15 protein-coding genes and 1 tRNA gene are annotated in these 22,831 nt (G+C 67.3%); 11 read left to right on the forward strand and 5 right to left on the reverse strand.

Going from position 1 to position 22,831, the window contains the following annotated elements; all coding sequences use genetic code 11:
• Position 1: 1 nt before the first annotated feature.
• From ACZY0X_RS16370 to ACZY0X_RS16380, 3 genes are all read left to right on the forward strand, one after another.
• Positions 2-2,221, forward strand: coding sequence for an ATP-dependent DNA helicase UvrD2 (locus ACZY0X_RS16370; RefSeq protein ID WP_463771876.1), 2,220 nt, complete (start codon positions 2-4; stop codon positions 2,219-2,221).
• Positions 2,222-2,465: 244 nt separating this feature from the next.
• Positions 2,466-2,624, forward strand: coding sequence for a hypothetical protein (locus ACZY0X_RS16375; RefSeq protein WP_463771877.1), 159 nt, complete (start codon positions 2,466-2,468; stop codon positions 2,622-2,624).
• A gap of 141 nt (positions 2,625-2,765) precedes the next feature.
• Positions 2,766-3,029 (forward strand): WhiB family transcriptional regulator, encoded by a 264-nt coding sequence (locus ACZY0X_RS16380; RefSeq protein WP_463771878.1) that lies wholly within the window; start codon positions 2,766-2,768, stop codon positions 3,027-3,029.
• Between the two features lie 85 nt (positions 3,030-3,114).
• On the opposite strand, the gene ACZY0X_RS16385 is transcribed toward ACZY0X_RS16380, so the two are convergent.
• The 3 genes from ACZY0X_RS16385 to ACZY0X_RS16395 form a co-directional block, all read right to left on the reverse strand.
• On the reverse strand, positions 3,115-4,449 hold the full coding sequence (locus ACZY0X_RS16385; protein WP_463772463.1) for a macrolide-binding ATPase MABP-1: 1,335 nt from the start codon (positions 4,447-4,449) through the stop codon (positions 3,115-3,117).
• A 61-nt stretch (positions 4,450-4,510) separates the two neighbouring features.
• The gene (locus tag ACZY0X_RS16390; RefSeq protein ID WP_463771880.1) at positions 4,511-5,356 is read right to left on the reverse strand and encodes a TOMM precursor leader peptide-binding protein; all 846 of its coding nucleotides are present in this window, start codon (positions 5,354-5,356) and stop codon (positions 4,511-4,513) included.
• A gap of 35 nt (positions 5,357-5,391) precedes the next feature.
• Positions 5,392-6,753 (reverse strand): zinc-dependent metalloprotease, encoded by a 1,362-nt coding sequence (locus tag ACZY0X_RS16395; RefSeq protein ID WP_463771881.1) that lies wholly within the window; start codon positions 6,751-6,753, stop codon positions 5,392-5,394.
• Between the two features lie 89 nt (positions 6,754-6,842).
• Here ACZY0X_RS16395 and ACZY0X_RS16400 point away from each other — a divergent pair, with 89 nt between their 5' ends.
• From ACZY0X_RS16400 to ACZY0X_RS16425, 6 genes are all read left to right on the forward strand, one after another.
• Positions 6,843-7,865, forward strand: a complete 1,023-nt coding sequence (locus tag ACZY0X_RS16400; RefSeq protein ID WP_463771883.1) for a YlbL family protein — start codon at positions 6,843-6,845, stop codon at positions 7,863-7,865.
• Between the two features lie 87 nt (positions 7,866-7,952).
• A complete protein-coding gene (locus ACZY0X_RS16405) occupies positions 7,953-10,967 on the forward strand; it encodes a UPF0182 family protein (protein WP_463771885.1) in 3,015 nt (1,004 codons plus the stop codon).
• Between the two features lie 37 nt (positions 10,968-11,004).
• A complete protein-coding gene (locus tag ACZY0X_RS16410; protein ID WP_463771887.1) occupies positions 11,005-14,442 on the forward strand; it encodes a BTAD domain-containing putative transcriptional regulator in 3,438 nt (1,145 codons plus the stop codon).
• A 193-nt stretch (positions 14,443-14,635) separates the two neighbouring features.
• Positions 14,636-15,985 (forward strand): FAD-binding oxidoreductase, encoded by a 1,350-nt coding sequence (locus tag ACZY0X_RS16415; protein WP_463772465.1) that lies wholly within the window; start codon positions 14,636-14,638, stop codon positions 15,983-15,985.
• Between the two features lie 51 nt (positions 15,986-16,036).
• A tRNA-Met gene (locus tag ACZY0X_RS16420) sits at positions 16,037-16,110 on the forward strand.
• A gap of 131 nt (positions 16,111-16,241) precedes the next feature.
• Positions 16,242-18,326, forward strand: coding sequence for an acyltransferase family protein (locus tag ACZY0X_RS16425; RefSeq protein ID WP_463771888.1), 2,085 nt, complete (start codon positions 16,242-16,244; stop codon positions 18,324-18,326).
• Position 18,327: 1 nt separating this feature from the next.
• Here ACZY0X_RS16425 and ACZY0X_RS16430 read toward each other — a convergent pair whose 3' ends face one another.
• A complete protein-coding gene (locus tag ACZY0X_RS16430; protein ID WP_463771890.1) occupies positions 18,328-19,215 on the reverse strand; it encodes a hypothetical protein in 888 nt (295 codons plus the stop codon).
• 123 nt (positions 19,216-19,338) lie between these two features.
• Between ACZY0X_RS16430 and ACZY0X_RS16435 the strand changes: the two genes are divergently transcribed.
• Entirely contained in the window at positions 19,339-20,310 is a 972-nt protein-coding gene (locus tag ACZY0X_RS16435; protein ID WP_463771891.1) for a Bug family tripartite tricarboxylate transporter substrate binding protein, read from the forward strand.
• Between the two features lie 34 nt (positions 20,311-20,344).
• On the opposite strand, the gene ACZY0X_RS16440 is transcribed toward ACZY0X_RS16435, so the two are convergent.
• Positions 20,345-21,334 carry a LacI family DNA-binding transcriptional regulator gene (locus tag ACZY0X_RS16440; protein WP_463771892.1) on the reverse strand — a complete coding sequence of 330 codons (990 nt, stop codon included), beginning with the start codon at positions 21,332-21,334 and terminating at the stop codon, positions 20,345-20,347.
• Between the two features lie 264 nt (positions 21,335-21,598).
• On the opposite strand from ACZY0X_RS16440, the gene ACZY0X_RS16445 reads away from it, so the two are divergent.
• A complete protein-coding gene (locus ACZY0X_RS16445; RefSeq protein WP_463771894.1) occupies positions 21,599-22,825 on the forward strand; it encodes a CaiB/BaiF CoA transferase family protein in 1,227 nt (408 codons plus the stop codon).
• Positions 22,826-22,831: the final 6 nt, after the last annotated feature.

Raw genomic sequence — 22,831 nt, forward strand, 5'->3', positions numbered from 1 at the left:
CATGCCCGACATGGCCGGTGCCGGGCGAGATGTGTCGCAGGACCCTGCCAAGATGGTCGGCATGCCCAGTGAGGTCCCAGCGGCGTCCCCCGATGCCTCGGCGACTGATCCCTCGGCGACGGCGGGTGCGGTTCCCCTAAGCGACCTCGACGACGAACAGCGCGAGGCGGTCCAGGCGCCGCGCGGTCCCGTCTGCGTGTTGGCGGGTGCAGGTACGGGCAAGACCCGCACCATCACCCGGCGTATCGCCCATCTGGTCGCGGCGGGTCACGTGGCGCCGAGCCAGGTGCTGGCCGTCACGTTCACCTCGCGTGCCGCGGGTGAGATGCGCGTCCGGTTGCGTGCGCTGGACACCGAGGCGGGCGGTGTGGGGACCGGGGCGGTGCAGGCCATGACGTTTCACGCCGCCGCGCGCCGGCAGCTGCAGTACTTCTGGCCGCGCCTCGTCGGTGACACCGGCTGGGAGCTGCTCGACAGCAAGTTCGCCGTGGTCGCCCAGGCCGCAAACCGGGCGGGCATGCACGTCAGCACCGATGACGTCCGCGACCTTGCGGGTGAGATCGAGTGGGCGAAGGCATCGTTGATCAGCCCGGAGGGCTACCCGGCCGCGGTCGCCAAGGTCAGCCGCGACATCCCGTTCGATGCCGCCAAGGTCGCCACCGTCTACGCCGGCTACGAGACGGCCAAGGCGCGCCGCGAGGGCACCACGTTGCTCGACTTCGACGACCTGCTGCTGCACACCGCGGCCGCCATCGAGAACGACGCCGCCGTGGCGCAGGAGTTCCGGGACCGCTACCGCTGCTTCGTCGTGGACGAGTACCAGGATGTCACGCCGCTGCAGCAGCGGGTGCTCGACGCGTGGCTGGGGGAGCGCGATGACCTGACCGTGGTGGGCGATGCCAACCAGACCATCTACTCGTTCACCGGTGCCACCCCGAATTACCTTCTCGACTTCTCCCGGCGCTTCCCGGACGCCACCGTCGTGCGGCTGGAACGCGACTACCGGTCCACGCCCCAGGTGGTGTCGTTGGCCAACCGGGTCATCGCGGGGGCGCGAGGCCGGATGGCGGGCAGTCGGCTGCACCTGATCGGGCAGCGCGACGCGGGCCCGGAGCCGTCGTTCAGCGAGCATTCCGACGAGGTCGCCGAGGCCACCGCCGTCGCCAAGAAGATCAAGAAACTCATCGAATCCGGTACGGCGCCTTCAGAGATCGCCGTGCTGTATCGGATCAACGCGCAGTCGGAGGTTTACGAGGAGGCGCTCACCGAGGCGGGTGTGGCCTTCCAGGTCCGCGGCGGCGAGGGCTTCTTCAGCAGGCAGGAGATCCGGCAGTCGCTGCTGGCGTTGCACAGGGCCGGCGAGCGGGGTGTCGACGTGAGCGGCGCCGACCTCCCGCCGGTCGTGCGCGAACTCCTCGAACCGCTCGGCCTCACCGCCGAACCGCCACCGGGCACCAAGGCGCGGGAACGCTGGGAGGCGCTCACGGCGCTCGCCGAACTCGTCGACGAGGAAGTGGCGCAGCGGCCGGCGCTGGATCTGCGCGGGCTGGTGGTCGAGCTGCGGCAGCGCGCCGACGCACGCCACGCCCCGGTGGTTCAGGGCGTGACATTGGCGTCGCTGCACGCCGCGAAGGGCCTGGAGTGGGACGCGGTGTTCCTGGTTGGCCTCGCCGACGGCACGCTGCCCATCTCGCATGCACTGTCGAAGGGCGCGGACAGCGAGGCCGTCGAGGAGGAGCGCCGCCTGTTCTACGTCGGCATCACCAGAGCCAGGGTTCACCTGGCGTTGAGTTGGGCGCTGGCGCGCGCACCGGGCGGACGGCAGGGCCGCAAGCCGTCGCGGTTCCTCAACGGTGTTGCCCCGCAGGCCTCCGCCGACACCGGGCCCGGCAAGCCGCGCCGCCAGCGCGGCCCGGCACCACGGTGCCGCGTCTGCAATTCCGCGTTGACCACGCCGGCGTCGATCATGCTGCGCCGCTGCGAGGACTGCCCGTCGGATATCGATGAGGCGCTGCTGGCCGAACTGAAGGACTGGCGGCTGCGCACCGCCAAGGAGATGGGCGTGCCTGCCTACGTGGTGTTCACCGACAACACGCTGATCGCCATCGCCGAGACGTTGCCCGCCGACGATGCGGGTCTGGTCGCGATCCCCGGGATCGGTGCGCGCAAGCTCGAGCAGTTCGGTCCCGACGTTCTGGAATTGGTGCGATCGCGGTCCTGAGACCGGCGCCTCAGCCAGACCCCTCCCGCCGAGACCCGACGAAATGGTTGCTCCCGGGGCCTCGAGAACAGCCATTGCGTCAGTCTCGCCACCAGACGTGCTCCCATTACTGCCAGCTTTCGCAAAGATCATGCCAAAACTGCTGGTCAGAAAATCGCTTGTCAGTTTCCGGTGCTAGCCTCTAACCTCGAGAGGCACCCTGTGGGGTGCACTACCGAGCACGTGCGAGAGGAGGTCCCGAATCATGATTGACAGCAACGCGTTCAGCGGCGTAAGCATTTCCGGCGTTTCGTGGGCCTCCCATGCGCCCGCAGCGGCGCACGCCGCTGCGGCGGTGGTTGCGCCGCGTAAGCGCCGTAACGCCGCTGCGACGCTCGCGTCCGTGAATCGGGGCTCCATCTAGGACTGCCCACGACATGCCTCATGGCCACGGACCCGAACTCAACGGATCCGTGGCCATAGTTATTCGGGAAGCCGAATCACCTGGTCGGAGGATCCATCAACACAGATGACCGCCGAAGTACGACCAGGAAGCAGGAGAGTCATGTCGGACCGAACATGCCGCGAGAGGCTGTCGGTGCCTTGTCACGAGGAAGAAGCTGATCTGTGGTTCGCCGAGAGCCCCGTCGAGTTGGAGCGGGCCAAGGCGTTGTGCGCGGATTGCCCCCTTCGGCGGGAGTGCCTCGACGCCGCCCTGGAACGGCAGGAGCCGTGGGGCGTTTGGGGTGGGGAGATCATCGAGCGCGGGACCATCGTGGCGCGCAAGCGTCCGCGTGGCCGTCCGCGCAAGCACCCCGTGGCTGCCTGACCCGCCCAAAGGCTGATCCGCCCAAAGGCTGATCCGCCCAAAGACTGACCCGCCCAAAGACGTTGGCCGCCTGGCGCTTCAAGCGCTAGGCGGCCTCGTCGGCGAAGCCTGGGATGAGGTCGGTGGCGATCGCCCGGACGGGAACGGTCGCGTCGAGTTGGCAGGACATCGCGACCACCGAGGCGATCACGCGCATCGGGATCGCCAGTTTGGGCGGGATGTCCATCTGGCGTGCGGTCTTGATCTGTGCCACCGCGCGGTCCATGTTCGCCGCGGTCAGCTTCTGCAGCCACTTGCGGGTGTAGTGGAAGGACTCCACCGAGATGGGTTCGACGTACTGGCGCAGCATCTCGTCGAGTTCCCGGGTGGACACCTGCTCACCCTTCTGGATGAAACCGACCCGCTCCATGGTCGTCAGCAGATTGTCGTAGTCCTTGGCCGCGCCATAGCGCAGGGCGTAACCCAGTTCGATCGGCAGCCCACCGGGTAGCGGCGCCACCGCGCCGAAGTCGATCACGCCCATCTTGCCGCCCGGCATCAGCATGAAGTTGCCCGGATGCGGGTCGCCGTGCATCAGCTCCAGCCGCCTGGGGGCGTCGTGGGTCAGCTCGAACAGCCTGGTGCCCAAGAGATCTCGTTGTTCTTGTGTGCCACTACGGATGATCTGCGACATCGGGATGCCCTCGATCCACTCCGCGATCACCACCTTGGGTGAGCTGGCGATGATCGCGGGCACCACGAAGTGCGGGTCATCGCGGTAGGCCTTGGCGAAGGCACGCTGGTTGTCGGCCTCGAGCCGGTAGTCGAGTTCCATCTCGGTGCGTTCGATGAGTTCGTCGACCACACCCTGGATGTCGACGCCGGGGGCCAACTGCTTGAACACCGAGACCATCCGCTTCATGGTCTTCAGGTCGGCGCGTAGCGCCCCGTCGGCGCCGGGGTACTGAATCTTGACGGCGACCTCGCGGCCGTCGGACCACACGGCCTTGTGCACCTGGCCGATGCTGGCCGACGCGACGGGGTCGTCGTCAAACGATGTGAAGCGCTCACGCCACTTGGTGCCGAGCTGGGAGTCCAGCACCCGGTGCACCTTGTCGGCGGGCAGCGGGGGAGCCTCGCGCTGCAGCTTGGTCAGGGCCTCGCGGTAGGGCGCGGCGAACTGCTCGGGGACCGCGGCCTCGATGACCGACAGTGCCTGGCCGACCTTCATGGCCCCGCCCTTGAGCTCGCCCAGGACGGTGAACAGCTGATCGGCTGCCTTCTCCATCAGCTCAGCTGTGACCTCGTCCTTGGATGAGCCGGTGAGTCGTCTGCCGAGGCCCAGAGCGGCCCGGCCGGCGAAACCGACGGGAAGCGAAGCCAGCTTGGCGTTGCGGGCCGCCCGCCCGCGCTTGATCTCTGACACCCGACCATCATCCATGACGACGCCGAGTTGCCACTCGGGCGTGCCGAACATCGGATGAAAGTGGCAACGCTTGATGTCAACATTCGCACTGCGGATGCCGAGACCACCGGCGGCTGACGGTCGATCCGGTGCGAACGTCGAGTTCCAGGGTGGTGTCCAGCGTCGGTGGTGGGTCGCCTGCCAGGCGTGTGTCGCCCGCGTTGCGGTGGACGGCGTCGATGACGCGGTTGACCTCGTTGAGTGCGAGCGCGGCGGTGGCCAGCATGGTCGCCCGATCGGCGCTGCCGACGGCGTGCCGCAACTGCGCGGCCACCGCGGGCCATGCGGCGTCGCGATCGCTACGGTGCAGGTCGGCGCAGTGCAGACAGCTTGTCAGCCCCGGGATTACGAGCGGCCCCACCAGCCCCGAGCCGTCGCGGATCCGGACCGGCAGGTGCGGCACCCGCGCGTCGTGCAGATCCCGCACGACCTGCGGGTCGGTGACCAGATAGTCCGACAGAACGACCAGATCGGTGCTTCCGGGCCGCACGCCGGCGTGACTGAGGTTGCTGCGCCGCACGCGCGTCCCAGAGCATCGCAACGCCCCGGCCAGCAGGTCCGACAGTGGCCCGCGACCGTGGATGCGGATGGATGCCGAGCGAGTCTGGGGTGTGTCGACCGTCACAATTCCCGACTGTGTCAGCGACGTGAGGAGGTCGGCGACCACGTCATCGTCGACGGCTCCGCGGTTGCGGGCCAGCGACATCAGGTCGGGCAACCCGATGCCGGACTGCATGGCGCGCAGCAGATCGGCCAGCGCGGCGGCAGACAGACCGTCCGGTGGGCGGACCAGGATTGCGCGACGCGGATCCCATCCGACCTGGACGCCGCCGTCGGGCCGCATCAACACCGGCATGACCGGATTGAGCGTGTAGCGCTGCACCCGCCGACTGTGTCACGGTCGGCGGTAGAGCCGCTTTAGTTATCCACAGGCGGCTGGCCGGTGCCCTTGTCGGTGTCACTGTCCTTGCCCAGGTCGGCGATCGCCTGGTCGATCGCGTCGGTGTCACCGCCGATGATCCGGTCGATGAACGCGGCGGGTTCGTCGAGGTCATCGGCGCCGGGTAGCAGGTCGGGGTGCTGCCACACCGCGTCGCGCGCGTCGGCGCCAACGGCGTCGGTCAGTCGCGCCCAGAGTGTGGCTGCCTCGCGCAGCTTGCGGGGCCGCAGCTCCAGCCCGACCAGCGTCGCGAAGGTCTGCTCGGCGGGGCCGCCGGTGCCGCGGCGTCGACGCAGCACCTCCGACAGTGCCGCCGTGCCCGGGATGCGGTCACCCAGGGCCGCGGTGACGACGGTCTGCACCCAGCCCTCGATCAGGGCCAGCATCGTCTCGAGCCGTTCGAGGGCGACGACCTGCTCGGGTGTTGCCTTGGGCTCGAACATGCCCTGGCTGAGCAGTTCCTCCATCTTCGACGGGTCGGTCAGTGCCGAGGGGTCGATGCCGCGGGCGAGGTCCTCGATGGCGCTGGTGTCCACCTTCATGCCCTTGGCGAACGCCTCGACGGCGCTGAGCAGCTGGCTCGACAGCCACGGCACGTGACTGAACAGGCGATGGTGGGCGGCCTCGCGCGCCGCCAGGAACGTCATGATCTCGCTGCGTGGCTGCTCGAGTCCCTCGGCGAGCGCCTCGATGGCATCGGGCATGAGCGCGGCGACGCCCTTCGGTCCCAGTGGTAGTCCGATGTCGGTGGAGGTCAACACCTCCTTGGACAGCGTGCCGAGAGCCTGTCCGAGCTGCGACCCGAAGGCCATCCCGCCCATCTGCGACATCATCGCCATCAGCGGGCCGGCCATCGCCCTGGCCTCCTCGGGCAGTGTGGACGCCCACACCGACGCCATCTGTTGGGCGACGGGATCGCACAGCCGCTTCCAGGTGTCGAGGGTGTTGTCGATCCAGTCGCTCGGCGTCCAGGCCACCGCCCTGGTGGTGCCTGCCGGGAGCGGGGTCGCGCCGTCCAGCCAGGTCTCGGCGAGACGGACGGCATCGGAGATCGCGCTGGTGGTCTGCTCGGGTATCGGCTTGACGAAGCCGATCGAACTGGACGCCAACTGGCGGGCCAGGTCGTAGTTCACGGGACCCGACTGCTGGCCGCCGGCCATCCCGCCTGCGCCACTGAACATCTCGCCGAGCTTGGAGAAGATCTGGCCCAGGTCGGACATGTCGAATCCGGCGCCGCCGAACCCGAACGGATCCGCCCCCGCAGCAGAATCGGGGTCCTTCTTGGGCTTATCACGGTCGGGGTCGTCTCCGGAGTTGAACCCGAAGGGCAGGTCAGCCATGCCTTCAACCGTACTCACCGTGACCACACCACGCGGGTAGGCGGGTCACGCTGAGAGTGAACCGACCACCGAGCCCTAATGTGGGCAGCGTGAACAGGCGGATTCTGACCCTGGTGGTGGCGCTGGTGCCGATTGTGGCGTTCGGCTTGCTGCTGTCCGCTGTGACGGTTCCCTTCGTCGGGTTGGGTCCCGGGCCGACGTTCGACACCCTCGGTGAGGTCGAGGGCAAGGAGGTCGTCGACATCGAGGGCACGATGGTCCACGACACCACCGGGCACCTCAACATGACGACGGTGTCCCAGAGCGACGGCATCACGCTCGGGCAGGCGCTGGCGTTGTGGATCTCGGGCCGCGATCAGCTCGTGCCCAGGGCCCTGGTCTACCCGCCGGACAAGTCGAAGGACGAGATCGACGACGCCAACAACAAGGACTTCAAGCGCTCCGAGGACAGCGCCGAGTACGCCGCGCTGTCCTACCTGAAGTACCCGTCGGCCGTCACCGTGGAGTCGGTCACCGACCCGGGACCGTCAATGGGGAAGCTGCAGGCCGGGGATGCCATCGACATGGTCAACAACAAGAACGTGGCCAACGTCGAGGAGTTCACCACGATGCTGAAGACCACCAAGCCCGGTGATCAGTTGATCGTCGACTACCGGCGCAAGAACGAGCCGGCGGGCACCACCACCATCACCCTCGGTGACAATCCCGACCGGGACTACGGCTACCTGGGCGTCGGCGTGCTCGACGCGCCGTGGGCCGAGTTCAAGATCGACTTCAACCTCGCCAACATCGGCGGACCATCCGCGGGGCTGATGTTCAGCCTCGCCGTCATCGACAAGCTGACCACCGGAGAGCTCAACGGCGGCAACTTCGTCGCAGGCACCGGCACCATCAGCGATGACGGCAAGGTCGGCTCGATCGGCGGCATCACCCACAAGATGCTGGCGGCCCGCGAGGCGGGCGCAACGGTGTTTCTGGTGCCCGCCGACAACTGCGCCGAGGCCCGTACCGCGCACCAGGATGGTCTTCGACTGATCAAGGTGGACACCCTCAGCACTGCAGTCGACGCGTTGAAGACCTATTCCGCTGGTGGCGAACCCCCCGCATGCTGAGAAGTCTCTTGGAACCCAGTGCGTAGAGTTGGGGCACGTCGACTGGTCGACGCCATAAAGCACGATCACTGAGACTGGAGTTGACGAGTGGGGATGCGGCCCGCGGCAAGGATGCCCAAGCTGACGCAACGTAGCCGGATTCTGATTGGCGCAGCGCTGATCGCTGTCGTGCTGCTGTTGATCGGGCCGCGCTTCATCGACGCGTACGTCGACTGGCTGTGGTTCGGCGAACTCGGCTACCGCTCGGTGTTCACCACCGTGCTGGTCACCCGGTTGATCGTCTTCGTGGTGGCGGCGCTGGTCGTCGGACTCGTCGTGTACGGCGCGCTGACCCTGGCCTACCGCACGCGGCCCGTGTTCGTGCCGGCCGCAGGACCCAATGACCCCGTCGCCCGGTACCGCACCGCGGTGATGTCGCGGATGCGGCTGTACACGATCGGCTTGCCGGCGTTCATCGGTCTGCTCGCCGGTGTCGTCGCGCAGACGTACTGGGTCCGGGTGCAGCTGTTCCTGCACGGCACCGCCTTCGGCGTCGCGGATCCGCAGTTCGGTCTCGACCTCGGCTTCTACGCTTTCGACCTGCCGTTCTACCGCCTGGTCCTGAGCTACCTGTTCGTCGTGACGTTCCTGGCGCTCATCGCCAACCTGCTCGGGCACTACCTGTTCGGCGGTATCCGGCTGGCTGGCCGCACCGGTGCACTGAGCCGGGCCGCCCGTATCCAGCTGATCTCGCTGGGCGGCACGCTGATCCTGCTCAAGGCCTTCGCCTACTGGCTCGACCGCTACGAGCTCCTGAGCCACACCCGCGGCGGCAAACCGTTCACGGGTGCCGGTTACACCGACATCAACGCGGTGCTGCCGGCCAAGCTCATCCTGCTGGCCATCGCCGTGATCTGTGCGGTCGCGGTGTTCTCCGCGATCTTCCTGCGGGACTTGCGCATCCCGGCGATCGGCGTGGTGCTGCTGCTGCTGTCGTCGTTGATCATCGGTGCGGGCTGGCCGCTGATCGTCGAGCAGTTCAGCGTCAAACCCAATGCTGCGCAGAAGGAATCGGAGTACATCAGCCGCAGTATCACGGCCACCCGGCAGGCCTACGGTCTGACCGATGAAACGGTGACCTACCGCGATTACAGCGGCGTCTCCAACACCTCCGCCGAACAGGTGGCGGCCGACCGGGCGACGACGTCCAACATCCGGTTGCTCGATCCGACCATCGTGAGCCCCGCGTTCACACAGTTCCAGCAGGGCAAGAACTTCTACTTCTTCCCCGATCAGCTGGCCATGGACCGCTATGTGGGCCCGGACGGAAACCTGCGCGACTACGTGGTCGCCGCGCGCGAGCTGAACCCCGACCGCCTCATCGACAACCAGCGCGACTGGATCAACCGCCACACCGTCTACACCCACGGCAACGGCTTCATCGCCTCGCCGGCCAACACGGTGCGCGGTATCGCCAACGATCCCAACCAGAACGGCGGCTACCCGGAGTTCCTGGCCAGCGTGGTCGGGGCGAACGGCAGTGTGGTCTCGCCTGGGCCGGCTCCGCTGGATCAGCCGCGGATCTACTTCGGTCCGGTGATCGCCAACGCCGCCGAGGACTACGCGATCGTCGGTAAGAACGGCATCGACCGCGAGTACGACTACGAGACCAACACCGAGACCAAGAACTACACCTACGGTGGCTCGGGCGGTGTCCCGATCGGCAACTGGATGACGCGCAGCGTTTTCGCTGCGAAGTACGCCGAGCGCAACTTCCTGTTCTCCAATGTGATCAACGAGAGCAGCAAGATCCTGTTCAATCGGGACCCGGCCAAGCGCGTCGAGGCGGTGGCCCCGTGGCTCACCACCGACACCAGCATGTACCCCGCGATCGTCAACAAGCGGATGGTGTGGATCGTCGACGGCTACACCACGTTGGACAACTACCCGTACTCGGAGCTGACGTCGCTGTCGAGCGCGACCGCGGACTCCAATGAGGTGGCGTTCAACCGGCTGGTTCCCGACAAGCAGGTGTCCTACATCCGAAACTCGGTGAAGGCCACCGTCGACGCCTACGACGGCACCGTGACGTTGTACGCCCAGGACGAGACGGATCCGGTGCTGCAGGCGTGGATGCAGGTCTTCCCGGGCACGGTGCAGCCCAAGGCCGACATGACCCCCGAACTACAGGAGCACCTGCGTTACCCCGAGGACCTGTTCAAGGTGCAGCGGGCATTGCTGGCCAAGTACCACGTCGACGATCCGGTGACGTTCTTCTCGACATCTGACTTCTGGGATGTCCCGTTGGATCCGAACCCGACCGCGAGCAGCTACCAGCCGCCGTACTACATCGTCGCCAAGGACGTTGCCGCGAACGACAATTCGGCGGCATTCCAGCTGACCAGTGCGATGAACCGGTTCCGGCGTGACTTCCTGGCCGCCTATATCAGCGCCAGCTCGGATCCCAAGAACTACGGCAAGCTCACCGTGTTGACCATCCCGGGACAGGTCAACGGTCCCAAGCTGGCGTTCAACGCGATCAGCACCGACACAGCGGTCAGCCAGGACCTCGGCGTCATCGGCCGGGACAACCAGAACCGCATCCGTTGGGGCAACCTGTTGACCCTGCCGGTGGGTGCCGGTGGCCTGCTGTACGTCGCGCCGATCTACGCCTCGCCGGGCGCAAGTGACGCCGCCTCGTCGTACCCGCGCCTCATCCGTGTGGCGATGATGTACAACGACAAGGTCGGTTACGGGCCCACGGTTCGCGACGCACTCGACGAGATCTTCGGTCCCGGTGCGGGCGCCACGGCCACCGGACCCGCCCCCACGGTCGGGCAGCCGGGTAGCGCTCCGCCGCCGGCCGCGCAGCAGGGCAACGCCGCGCCGCCGGCCGCGACGCCGCCGGGGCAGCAGGGCCGCCCCGAGGCGCCGGTACCGGCCGCTGCCGTTCCGCCGGGTGGTCCGGTGCAGCTCTCCGGTGCGAAAGCCGCGGCGCTGCAAGAGGTCAATGCCGCGTTGGACGGCGTGCAGCAGGCGCAGCACGATGGCACCTTCTCCGAGTACGGTGAGGCGCTGCAGCGGCTGGATGACGCGATGGCGAAGTATCGGGACGCCAAGTAGCTGTAGCTTGCGGATTGGCGCGCTTTAAGCTGCGCGAGTGCGTTATCGCTTGCTGGGGCCGCTGCGCGTAACGCGTGGTGACGTGCCGGTGGACATCGGCCCGCCCAAGCAACGGGCCGTGCTCGCGGTGCTGCTGCTGGCGCAGGGGCGCGTCGTGTCGGTCGATCGTCTGATCGATGCGGTGTGGGGCGAGGACGTCCCGGGCAGCGCGACAGCGAGCCTGCAGGCGTATGTCTCCAACCTGCGCAGGGCGCTGCGCGGTGGTGCCGAAGCCTCCGACGTGGCGTCGCCGATCGTGCGGCAGTCGCCGGGGTACTACCTCGACGTCGCGCCCGAGGACGTCGACGTCGCGGAGTTCACCACCCGCTGTGCCCGGGCTGCTGCGGCGATCGACGAGGCGCGCTGGGACGACGCGCTATCGCAGGCCGACACCGCGATCGCGCTCTGGCGCGGCCCGTTTCTGGCGGATCTGCGGGACGAGGAATGGGTGGGCCGTGAGGCGGCCCGCATCGACGAGTTGCACACAGACTGTCTGGACAGCCGGATCACGGCGCTGCTGGCGCTCGGGCGGGCGCCTGCCGCACTGGCGGCGGCAGCGGAACTCAGTGCGGCCCATCCATTGTCGGACCGCGCATGCTGGCTGCACGTGCTGGCCCTGTACCGGTCGGGCCGCACCTCGGATGCCCTCGGGGCCTACACGCGTCACGCCCGCGTGCTCGACGACGAACTGGGCCTGGAGCCCGGGGTGGAGCTGCGCGATCTGCAGACCGCCGTGCTGCGTCAGGCACCCGAGCTCGCCGCCTGGCCGCGGTCACCGGAGTGGACGGGTGCTGTCGAGCTCAACGCCACCCCAACCCCCGCCGTGCCCTCGACACAGGTGGCGGCGAGTGCCCAGCCGCAGTTGACGCTTATCGGCCGACATCGTGAACTGGCCACGGTGGCAGAGGTTCTCGCCGATGCGGCGGGCGGGGACACGCGCTGGCTGGTGTTGTCCGGTCCGCCCGGTATCGGTAAGACCCGACTGGCTGAGGAGGCGGTGGCGCTCGCGGCGGCCGGCGGTGGACAGACGGTGTGGGTCAGCTGCCCCGATGAGCGCGCCACCCCGCCGTGGTGGCCGATGCGCCAACTGGTGCGTGCGCTGGGAGCCGACGTTGACGAGGTGCTGGAGATCGCCGCGCACGCCGACCCGGACACGGCGAGATTCCAGGTGTACGAGCGGATTCAGCGGCTGGTGGAGTCATCACCGGGGTTGCGCGCCATCGTGGTCGACGACGTGCAGTGGGCGGACTCGGCCTCGGTGAGCTGTCTGGCCTATGTCGCTGGCGCGCTGCGCGATCACCCCATCGCGATGATTCTGACGATGCGAGACGGCGAGCCGACCCCCGAACTGGGGCGGCTGTTGGGGACGGTGGCCCGCGGCGCGCGCAACCGCCATGTGGAGGTGCCGGCGCTGTCCTCGCGCGAGGTCGCGGCGCTGGCCGCCCAGATCGCCGACGAGGTCGTCACTGATGCCGAGTCGGCGATGCTGGCCGAACGCACGGCAGGCAACCCGTTCTTCGTCTGCGAGTACGCCCGCCTGCCGCGTGACGAGCGGGCGGGCAGTGAGATTCCCATGGCCGTGAAGTCGGTACTGGATCGGCGGCTGGCCAGCCTGGACCCGGCGGTGTTGCAGGTGCTGCGAACCGCGGCGGTGATCGGCGACGCGGTCGATGTGCCGGTACTGGCGGCGTCCACGCGCTTGGACATCGACACCCTCGCCGACTACCTCGACGAGGCCGCCGACGAGCGCATCGTGGTGTCCTCGCACGCCGGTGACGGTTACGCGTTCGCGCACGGTCTGCTGCGCCAGCAGTTGGTGGACAGCATGCCCGCGCTGCGCCGACAACGCCTGCACGCCAAGGTCGCCGAGGTACTGGCGGACAGTGCCGAGGACGGAGCCGTCACACGGCGCGCCCAGCACCTGGTGTCCGCGCAACCTTTGGTCGAGCCGGTTGTGGTGGTCGACGCATGCCGTCGGGCGGCCGAGGAGGCAACCCAACGCTGGAGTTCGGACATCGCCGGGAAGTGGTGGCAGGCGGCGCTGGACGCCTATGACAGGCTGCCTGTCTCGGCGCGGGACGACGGTGAGCGCGACGCCATGACGGTGGCGATGCTCGATGCCTACGCGCGTGCTGGCCGGGGTCGGTTGGTGCTGGCCGCTGTCGAGCGCTACCTGGTTGAGGCGTTGCGCGCCGAGCGGGCCGTGACGGTGGGCCGGGTGGCTAGTGCGTTGTTGCGCGCCAGTGGGGGCTGGCCGTGGTTGGCGCCCGGGCACGACCCGGGCAATCTGCTGGTGCTGCTGGAGCGTGCGGCCGTGGTCGCCGATCTCGACGCCGGTGCGGGCGCGCGGGTGCTCGCGACGTTGGCCGTCGGGCACTGCTATCACCCCGACCCGGCGGTGGCCGCGGGATACCTGCAGCGGGCCGAGGAGTTGGCGGGGTCGGCGGGTGATGCCGAGGTGCTGGCCGACGTCCTGATGGGTCGCCTCATCACCTACTCCGGGGTGGCCACTCTCAGCCAACAGACGCTGGTCTGGGCTGACCGTCTGAATGCGCTGCGTCACAGCAGGTTCCGTGAGGATGGTGTGATCGCCAACTCGGTCAGCACCATGGCGGAGATGAGCCTCGGGGACGTCGACGCGGCGGCACGGCGGCTGGCGGCGGGCATCGAGGGCAGCGAGGATCTGCAGCTGCCCGTGCTGCGCGCCCAGCTGCGGTGGATGGAGGCGGTGTTGGCCGGGTGGCGCGGCGACTTCGCCGAGGCCGAGCGTCATCACGGCATAGCCGCGCACGTGCACGAGCAGACCGAGCTCTACGAGGCCGGGAGCGGTCTGTTGGCGGCGGTGTCGCTGCTCCGGGACAAGGGTGGGCCGGTTGACCCGGCCTGGCCGACTGTCGGCGCACCCGCCGAGAGCGGCGGCCAGGGCATCGTGGGACTGGTCAAGACGGCGTTGATGACGGTGAACCGGGACGGCCCCCGCGCCGACGACGCGGCGGTGGCGATGCTGGAGGCCTGGGTCGCCGACCGCGGCCGCCCGCACGCGTGGACGACGTTGGGCCACGCGGTACTGCTGGCCCATCTCGCCGCGGACCGGGGACTGGCCGGGTTCTGCGCACCGCTACTCGAGGAACTGGAGCCGTTTGGTGACCGCATCGCGGTGATCGGTCAGGTCGGCACCGCAGGGCCGGTCGCGTTGGCCACCGCGCGGCTGCGTGCGATGGCCGGGGATCGCGAGGGCGCCCGGGATGACCTCGAGCGCGCGGTAGGTATCGCGAAGCGCACAGGTGGGGCGCCGACGCTGGTGCGGTGTGCGCTGCTGTCGGCAGAACTGATCGAGGATGACGCGCAGCGGCGTGCGGCGGCTGCGGAGGTCGCCGCCGAGGCACGTCGCCTCGGCATGGTCGGGATGGCTGAGGCCGCCGACAACCTGGTCTGACGCCGACTTGGGCATTCCTTGGCCGGACGATGCCGGGCGAGCCTGCCGACGCCAAGTTTTCACCAAGTGCGCTCGGTGATGCTTGCCGCCAATGTCAACCGACTTGGTGAGAGGGCTCTCGACGACCGTGACAAACACAGAACAGGCCACCACAGAACAGGCCACCGCAGCACAGATCGACTCCGAACCCAGTGTGAAGGAGGCCCTGTACGGCTCCCTGGACGGGCTGCGGGAGTGGGTCGCCGCACCCGTCGCGTTACCCGGTGAGCGGGTGTACGAGCGGGCCACGCCCTGGAATCTCGCTGTGCCCGTGCACCCGGCTGCGGTGGTGCTGGCCAGTTCGGCGACCGACGTGGCCGCCGTCATGCGGTTCGCGGCGGCGCGGGGCTTCCGCGTGGCAGTGCAGGCCACCGGGCACGGCGCCGTGGCGATCGGTGCCGACACCATCCTGGTGCTGACCTCGGGGCTGTCGGGCTGCGTCGTGGATGTTGTCGAGCGCACGGCACGCGTCGGGGCCGGGGTCATCTGGCAGCAGGTGATCGACGCGGCGGTCCCGCAGGGGTTGGCGCCGCCGTGCGGATCGGCACCGGGGGTCGGTGTGGTCGGCTACCTCACCGGCGGCGGGATCGGGCCGCTGGTGCGCACCGTCGGGCTGTCATCTGATCACGTGCGGGCGTTCGAACTGGTCACCGGCGCGGGGGAGGTGCTGTGGGTTACGCCCCATGAGCACGCCGACCTGTTCTGGGGTGTGCGCGGCGCCAAAGCGATGCTGGGCATCGTGACGTCCATCGAGTTCGCGTTGCTACCGATCACCGAGTTCTACGGTGGCGCACTGTATTTCGACGCAGCGGACACGGCTGCCGTGCTGCACGGGTGGCGGCAGTGGTGTATCGACCTACCCGAGACGGTGAACACGTCGATCGCTCTGCAACAGCTACCGCCGCTCCCTGGGATTCCAGAACCGTTGGCGGGCAAGTACACCGTTGCGCTGCGCTACACCGCACTCGGTGACCCGGCGGAGGCCCAGCGACTGCTGCAGCCGATGCGCGAGCTGGCCACCCCGGTGATGGACACCGTCGGCGTCCTGCCGTACGCGGCGATCGGCATGGTGCACGCCGACCCGGTGGACCCGATGCCGAGCAACGAGGACCAGGCCCTGCTGCGCGAGCTGACGGCCGACGCGGTGGACGCCATCCTGTCCGCGGCCGGCCCGGCGTCGGGGTCGCCGCAGACGTTTGTGGAACTGCGCCTGCTGGGCGGGGCGTTCGCCCGCGAACCGGACCACCGCAGTGCGTTCTGCCACCGCGACGCGGCCTACTCGCTGTCCGTGATCGGCGTGCTGGCTCCGCCGGTGGCCGACAGCGTGCCCGCGCACGCCGCGGCCCTGGTGGCCGACGTCGCGCAGTGGTCCACCGGTGGGCAGATGCCGAACTTCGCGCCGTCGAGCGATCCGGACCGGGCGGCCCGCTGCTACGGCCCGGACACACTGCACTGGTTGGCCGCGCTCGCCAGGCTCTACGATCCGGCCGGAATACTGGCCTGAGCACCCGATTTGGTGTGGCCCTGCGTCTTCTGTAACCTTGTATTTACCCGACGCGGGGTGGAGCAGCTCGGTAGCTCGCTGGGCTCATAACCCAGAGGTCGCAGGTTCGAATCCTGTCCCCGCTACTAGGTAGAACGGCCCTCGGAGATTTCTCCGGGGGCCGTTCTCTATGGCCCTGGAACACTTTTGGGAGCATAGGCCCAGCGGGCAGGACCGCGCCGACTAGTCATCCCGATATGACCCACAATCCTGGACAGTGAGCGTGCAGACCGAACAATCGATATCCGCCGCGACGCAGCTCTCGGCCCCGAGAGTGCGTGAGGACCTCAACGGCCTCGGTGGGCTGGCGATCGTGCTGGTCGTCGTGTTCGGTGTGTGGTCTGGCCCCGTGTCCGGCGGCGTCGATGTGCTCCTGGTTCTCCTAGGGTTCCTCTGGGGTGGCCGACTCCTGCACATCGCAACGCAAGGCAGCCCGACGGCCCTCCTTCGGAGCGAGCTCGCGAGGTTCGCGCGTCGCATGTTGCCCGCGCTCGTCGTGGTGGTGGCGGCGAGCGGCGCGATGACGTTGTGGCTCCAGCCACGCACGCGGTGGGAGACCTTCGCGGACCAGAGCCTGTCGACGTTCGGTTTCATCCAGAACTGGCAGCTGGCCCACTCGGCAGGCGGGTACGCACGCGCCGGAGAGGTCGTCAGCCCGCTACAGCACCTGTGGGCGGTATCGGTGCTCGGTCAGTTCTTCCTCGCGAGTCTTCTCGTCGTGTGGCTGATCACCGTCGCGGTACCGCACCATCGCAGGCGCGCCACCCTTGTCGCTGTGGTGATCGTGGCGACGATCGCATCCTTCTCCTACGCCGTCATCACCCACCAGGCCGATCCGGCGATGGCGTACTACGACAGCCTCGCGCGCGCCTGGGAGCCATTGACCGGGTTCGCCCTGGCCGCGATCGTCGCGCACGTGCGCTGGCCGGGGTGGCTGCGAGCCGGTGCGGCGACGATAGGTCTCGCGGCGATCGTGTCGGTCGGTTTCTACGTCGACGGTGCAGAGCAGTATCCGGGCCCGCTGGCCTCGATCCCCGTCGTTGCGACCGTCCTGATCATCTGCAGCGCAGCGAACCTGAACCGGATCGATGGGTTCCCGTGGCCGAGTCGCGTGCTGTCCGCGACATCTCTGGTCGCGCTCGGCACGATGGCCTACGCGCTCTATCTCTGGCACTGGCCGGTGTTGATCTTCTGGCTCACCCACGCCGAGAACGACAGCGCGGGCCTCACCGACGGGACACTGATCGTCGTCGTGTCGACGGCCCTGGCGTATCTGACGCACAGGTGTGTCGAGCGGCCGCTGCGCGCGGCACCGCAGGCAGTCGGGCGCTCGCACGCACCGGCGATGGCACTGACATGGGTGATCATGCTTCTCACGGTCGCGGTCGCCGCCGGCTCGGTGGGCTGGCGTCAGTACACGAACACTATCCGCGCCAATGGTGCGGAGCTGCTGAACCTTTCGGCTGTCGACTATCCCGGTGGACGCGCCCTGGTCGAGGGCCTGCGAGTGCCGAAGCTGCCGATGCGGCCGACTGTGCTGGAGGCCTCAGATGACTTGCCGGCGACCATAGTCGACGGATGTATCAGCGACTTCGGCAATTCGGCTGTCATCAAGTGCGCGTACGGGAACTCTCGAGCGGCGCGAACAATCGCACTTGTCGGAGGTTCGCACTCCGAGCACTGGCTCACCGCACTCAACAAGCTCGGTCAGCGGCACGGATTCAAGGTCGTGACATATCTGAAAATGGGATGTCCGCTGAACACCGATGAGCTTCCACGGGTGAGCGTGTCCAATGACCCGTACCCGGGATGCCGCGACTGGGTGGAATCGGTGATGGCCAGCCTGGTGGACGACCGGCCGGACTTTGTGTTCACCACCACAACGCGCCCGTTGCCCGACGCACCGGGGGATTTCGTCCCGGAGAACTACCTGGGCATCTGGGACACGTTGGCCGCGAACGACATCGCCATCCTGGGGGTTCGGGACACTCCCTGGATGTACCAGAACGGCATGGTGTTCTCACCGGTTGACTGCCTCGCCAATGGTGGCGACGCGGAGAGCTGCGGCCTCCCTCGCTCCGAGGTCTTGGCGAGCTACAACCCCACGCTGGACTACCTCGGCCGGTATCCGGGAATGTTCCCGATTGACCTCAGCGATGCAGTCTGCAGACCCGACTTCTGCCGACCGGTCGAGGGCAACGTGCTGGTGTATCACGATGCGCACCACCTGACATCGACCTATGTGCAGACATTGACCGACGAGCTGGCACGTCAGCTCTCGGATGCCACCAAGTGGTGGTGAGTCAAGGATTTTCGCCGGGTGAAGGCGCGGGCAGAAACCGGTGGATGACACGCATCGTGGGAGACAGGTGCGTCGGGCGCCATACATCCCGATCCTCGAACGACCAGGCATAGATGGGGCTGCCGTCGCGGATGCAGTCCAGTAGCGCTGGCTCATCGAGTTCGTGCGCCGACCACTCGTAGAGTTGTTGGAGGCGTGGACTGATGACACCGTAGTCCAGCGTCTGTCCGAGCCTGTGCTCGGCGACAAGGTATGCGACGACGTCGTCCTCAAGCGGATATCGGTCGGGTAGCACCCGTGAGATCGACAGGAAGATCCTGGTCATCGCGAGTCTGGGATCGCCGGCGAGGGGCCCCAGCCACCTGAGTGACCCCAGCGCCAGGCGGGGCGCAGCCACTAGGGCATGCGCGTAGAGGACGCGCAGCAGCACGACGTTCAAGAAGAAACGTTCCGAATAGCTCTCGGCGGTGGCCAAGTCGCGATGGTCGAGGTAGGCCGAGACAATGCTGCGGTTGTGGGCTCGGTACCAGGTGCGTGCGGTTGGCTCGGCTATAAAGGACATCCACGGCCCAACGGCAGGCGAAGACGGGGTAGCGACCATGCCGGCGCTGCGGGCCAGGGCCTCGCAACCATCGCGCAGCAGTCGCTCGTTGACCGCGCGCCACCACGGACTGCCCGGAGATGCGGAATTGCACGGAGCCAGTACGCCGCGGCTGATCTGCCAGCGCATGAAAGACAGGGCCGCCCGCCGGAAGGGCAAGTGCCGGGGCGCGCTCCCGAGCGGACCGTGATAGGTCCGATTGATCAGTTCGAGGCGAGCCGTGGGATCGTCGCGCACGGCTTCGACCTGGCGCAGAGCCCAGTCTGCAGCTGACGGTTCGGTACTCATCACGCTCCCTCCCGAAAACGCCACGGCCTCAGTGTGACCGTCAAGCCCCGGGAAGGCGACTGATCGCTCGACCGTGAGCGCGCCGCGGGGGCAGTGGCGCTGAAGTGGTGTACAGATCTGGTGATGATCAAGTCCGCGATTGGCGCCGTACTGGCTGCGTCGCTCATCCTGACGGGGTGCCAGGACTCCGGGCCCGCCTCCGACGCAGAGAACTACCCCTCAGGACCGGTGACGATGACGGCGGGGGCCACCCCTGGGAGTGGATTCGACATCACGATTCGCTCGGTCGTCGACGCCCTGCAGAAGGAGAAGATCGTCAATGTGCCGCTCCCGGTGGAGAATAAGCCGGGCAACAGCGGTGGGGATTTCCTGGCCACCATGGTGGAGCAGTACAAGGGCGAGGACGACCAGGTCTCGGTCACATCGCTGGCCATGATGATGAACGAGCTTCGCGGCAAGTCCAAGTACGGATATGACGACGTCACCATGATCGCCCGGCTGATCACGGAGTACTTCGTTGTCGTCGCTGGTCCCGACTCGCCGTTCAAGAGCCTCGATGAACTCATGGCCGCGATCAAGTCGGACCCCGGGCGGGTCGCGGTCGGCGCCGCACAAGACGACGAGGCCCCGTTCGACCTGCTGGTGTCGGCGGCGGGCGGTGAACCGTCCTCGGTCAACTACGTCAGCTTCGAGGGTGGCGGTGATCAGAGCGCCGCGCTTCTCAATGGCGATATCAGCGTTGCCATCGGCGGAGTCAGCGAGTTCATCAACCAGTTGAAGCCGGGAAGCCTTACCGCACTTGGTGTCCTGAGCGAGGACAGGGTGCCTGGTCTGAACGCTCCGACCGCTCGGGAGCAGGGACTCGACGTCACACTCTCGAACTGGCGCGGCCTCTACGGCCCGCCGGACATGGCGGAGTACGCCGTTCAGTACTGGCAGAAGGCACTCGGTGAGATGGTGGAGTCACCCACTTGGAAGCAGATTGCGGAACGTAATCACTTCACCACCACCTTCATGACCGGTGACGAGTTGGCCACCTTCCTGGCGGTGACTCAAGCGGATGTCAAGGCTGCCCTGGCTGAGGCGGGTCAGTAAGCAGGCTGGCATCCCGGAGAACGTCGCGACGGCGCTAGGCGCTCTGTCGAACCTCGATGCGATATCCGACGTCAACGCACGGCTCGGTAATCGGCTGATCGAGCATTCGCGCTAGCAGCAGATCGGCGGCGCGAGAACCGATCTGCTGGCTGTCGACCGCCACCGTTGTCAGAGCGGGACGCAGGTGACGGGCCATCTCGAAGTCGCCGAATCCGGTGATCGCGAGACGTCCGGGCACTTCCACGCCCAGGTCTGGTGCGGCCAGCACCGCTGCCGATGCGAATACGTCGGTGGGGAACACCAGGGCGGTGATCTCCGGGTGTCTCTCCAGCGCCAATTTCAGCAGCCGCACCCCGGTGTCCATCGCGATCGGCTCGCCGGGCAGGTCCACCACACGAATCGGCTCGTCGGGCAACAGCTCTGCGACTGCGTCTTGGAAACCCTCCAGGCGGCGCTGTGCCCGTTCGTCACCGCCGGTGATCACCCCGGCGAAGGCCATGCGTCGGTGTCCCTGCTTGACGAGATGTCGCACCATGTCCGCGAGGGCATTTCGATTCGAGAATCCGACCAATGTGTCCGTCGGCGAATCGTTCCAATCCCAGGTCTCGACGACGGGGTGGCCGTAACTCTTCAGCAGACGAGTGGTTCCCGGCGTGTGCCGCGTGCCGACGATGAAGAAACCGTCGGGTCGGCGCTGAATGAAGCTCCGGACCAGTTCTTCTTCACGCTCGGGGTGATAGTCGGTGTATCCGACGACGAGCTGGTATCCGTGCGGCGCCAAGCGCGTGGTCGCGGATCGCAGCGTATCCGAGAAGACGGATGTCGAGATGGCCGGCAGGATCGCCGCAACGGTACGGCTGCGGTTCGATGCCAGGTGGCTTGCGGCGAGGTTGGGGACGTAGCCGGTATCTGCGACGGCCTTGGTTATCCGCTCGAGGGTTTCTTCGGTGACGGACTCTGGTCGGCTCAGTGCGCGCGAGACGGTCTGCATCGATACTCCGGCGGCCAGGCTCACATCGGCCATCGTCACGCTCTTGAAAGACCCGCGAGACCTCCGCCGCCGGACAGGGCCGTTCGGCTCGTTCACTGTCGACACCCGTCTGCCTAGCCCGCCTTCGCTGACGTCAGGTTACCGCGTCGGCCCTGGCATCGAGGGCGACGCGCGGCGAGTGGGTGAGCGCTAACGCCAATTCGCGAGAACCTGTTGTGTTAGCGCTAACGTTAGCGCTAACGTAACCGGCACCACACAACCCGGCCATCGCGGCCAGCAGCATTGAGGAGTACAAACGTGAAGGTCTTGGAAGGTGTCCGCGTGATCGACGTGTCTATCGCGATGGCCGGACCGTTCGCCGCCCAGAAGCTGGCTGACCTGGGCGCGGACGTTATCAAGGTGGAACCGGTCGCCGGCGAGTGGCAGCGTCACGTATCCGCCGGTGGAGCCCGGGGCAACACCGTCAACGCCTCGTTCCTGTCCTTGAACCGCAACAAGCGGTCGCTGTCACTGAACCTCAAGGACCCGGCCGGTCGGCGAGTCCTCACCAAGCTGGTCGAGACTGCCGACATCTTCCTGCAGAACTACCGGCCAGGTGTCGCTGACCGGTTGGGCGTTGACTATGAGACCTTGAGAGCGATCAACCCGAAGCTGATCTATGTGAGCATGTCCGGCTACGGCCAGACCGGCCCGTACGCGAACCGTCCCGGTCAGGACGTCCTCCTGCAGGCCATGAGTGGTGGCCTGGCGAGTGCGCGTCGTGGCGACGAGCCCCCGCGCCCCGGGCCCTTCTTCCTCGCTGATGCGTTCACCGCCTACTCGGCGTTCGAGGGTGCCTTGGCCGCGTTGTTTCATCGCCAACGCACCGGTGAGGGCCAACTGGTCGAGGTCAACATGCTCGATGCCATCATCGCCGCGCAGATGCAGGAACTCAGCGTCGCCACAGTCGGCGGCGTCGCTCAGACCCCTGGCGACGAGATCCATGCGCACAGCTACATTCGCGCCCCATACGGGGTCTTCGCCACCTCCGACGACTTCATAGCACTCTCCTTCGCCGAGATGGACGTACTGGCAAGTGTTTTCGACGATCCGAGGTTCAACGCGTTCGACGCCGAGCGTGACGGCTTCACCCATCGAGATGCCATCTCCGCGTTGGTTACCGAGAACCTGTTGCAGAACACAACCGAGCACTGGCTCGAAGTTCTCGGTGCAGCTGGCGTGTGGGTCGGACCGGTGTACGACTACACCCAGGTCGTCGATGACCCACAAGTGCGGCACAACGGATCGTTCGTCGAGTACGACCACCCCACGGAAGGCCACGTGAAAACACCCGGCTTCGCCTTCCGGCTTGCCACACAGCCGCAGGAGATCTACCGACCGGCGCCGCTGAACGGTCAGCACACCCATGAGGTGCTGAACGAACTCGGCTACAGCGGCAACGACATCGACGAGTTCGAGCGCGACGGTGTAATCCACCGCGATGCCGTGCTCACGACGCCATCAACCACAGCCAACGTCGTCTAGGAATGT

The sequence above is a fragment of the Mycobacterium sp. IDUB_39 genome (assembly GCF_055419205.1).

Coding starts and splice junctions, on each gene's coding strand:
- ACZY0X_RS16370 (WP_463771876.1), top strand. CDS start 2: ATGCCCGACATGGCCGGTGCCGGGCGAGATGTGTCGCAGGACCCTGCC.
- ACZY0X_RS16430 (WP_463771890.1), bottom strand. CDS start 19,215: ATGAGTACCGAACCGTCAGCTGCAGACTGGGCTCTGCGCCAGGTCGAA.
- ACZY0X_RS16440 (WP_463771892.1), bottom strand. CDS start 21,334: ATGGCCGATGTGAGCCTGGCCGCCGGAGTATCGATGCAGACCGTCTCG.
- ACZY0X_RS16385 (WP_463772463.1), bottom strand. CDS start 4,449: ATGGATGATGGTCGGGTGTCAGAGATCAAGCGCGGGCGGGCGGCCCGC.
- ACZY0X_RS16435 (WP_463771891.1), top strand. CDS start 19,339: ATGATCAAGTCCGCGATTGGCGCCGTACTGGCTGCGTCGCTCATCCTG.
- ACZY0X_RS16395 (WP_463771881.1), bottom strand. CDS start 6,753: ATGGCTGACCTGCCCTTCGGGTTCAACTCCGGAGACGACCCCGACCGT.
- ACZY0X_RS16375 (WP_463771877.1), top strand. CDS start 2,466: ATGATTGACAGCAACGCGTTCAGCGGCGTAAGCATTTCCGGCGTTTCG.
- ACZY0X_RS16380 (WP_463771878.1), top strand. CDS start 2,766: ATGTCGGACCGAACATGCCGCGAGAGGCTGTCGGTGCCTTGTCACGAG.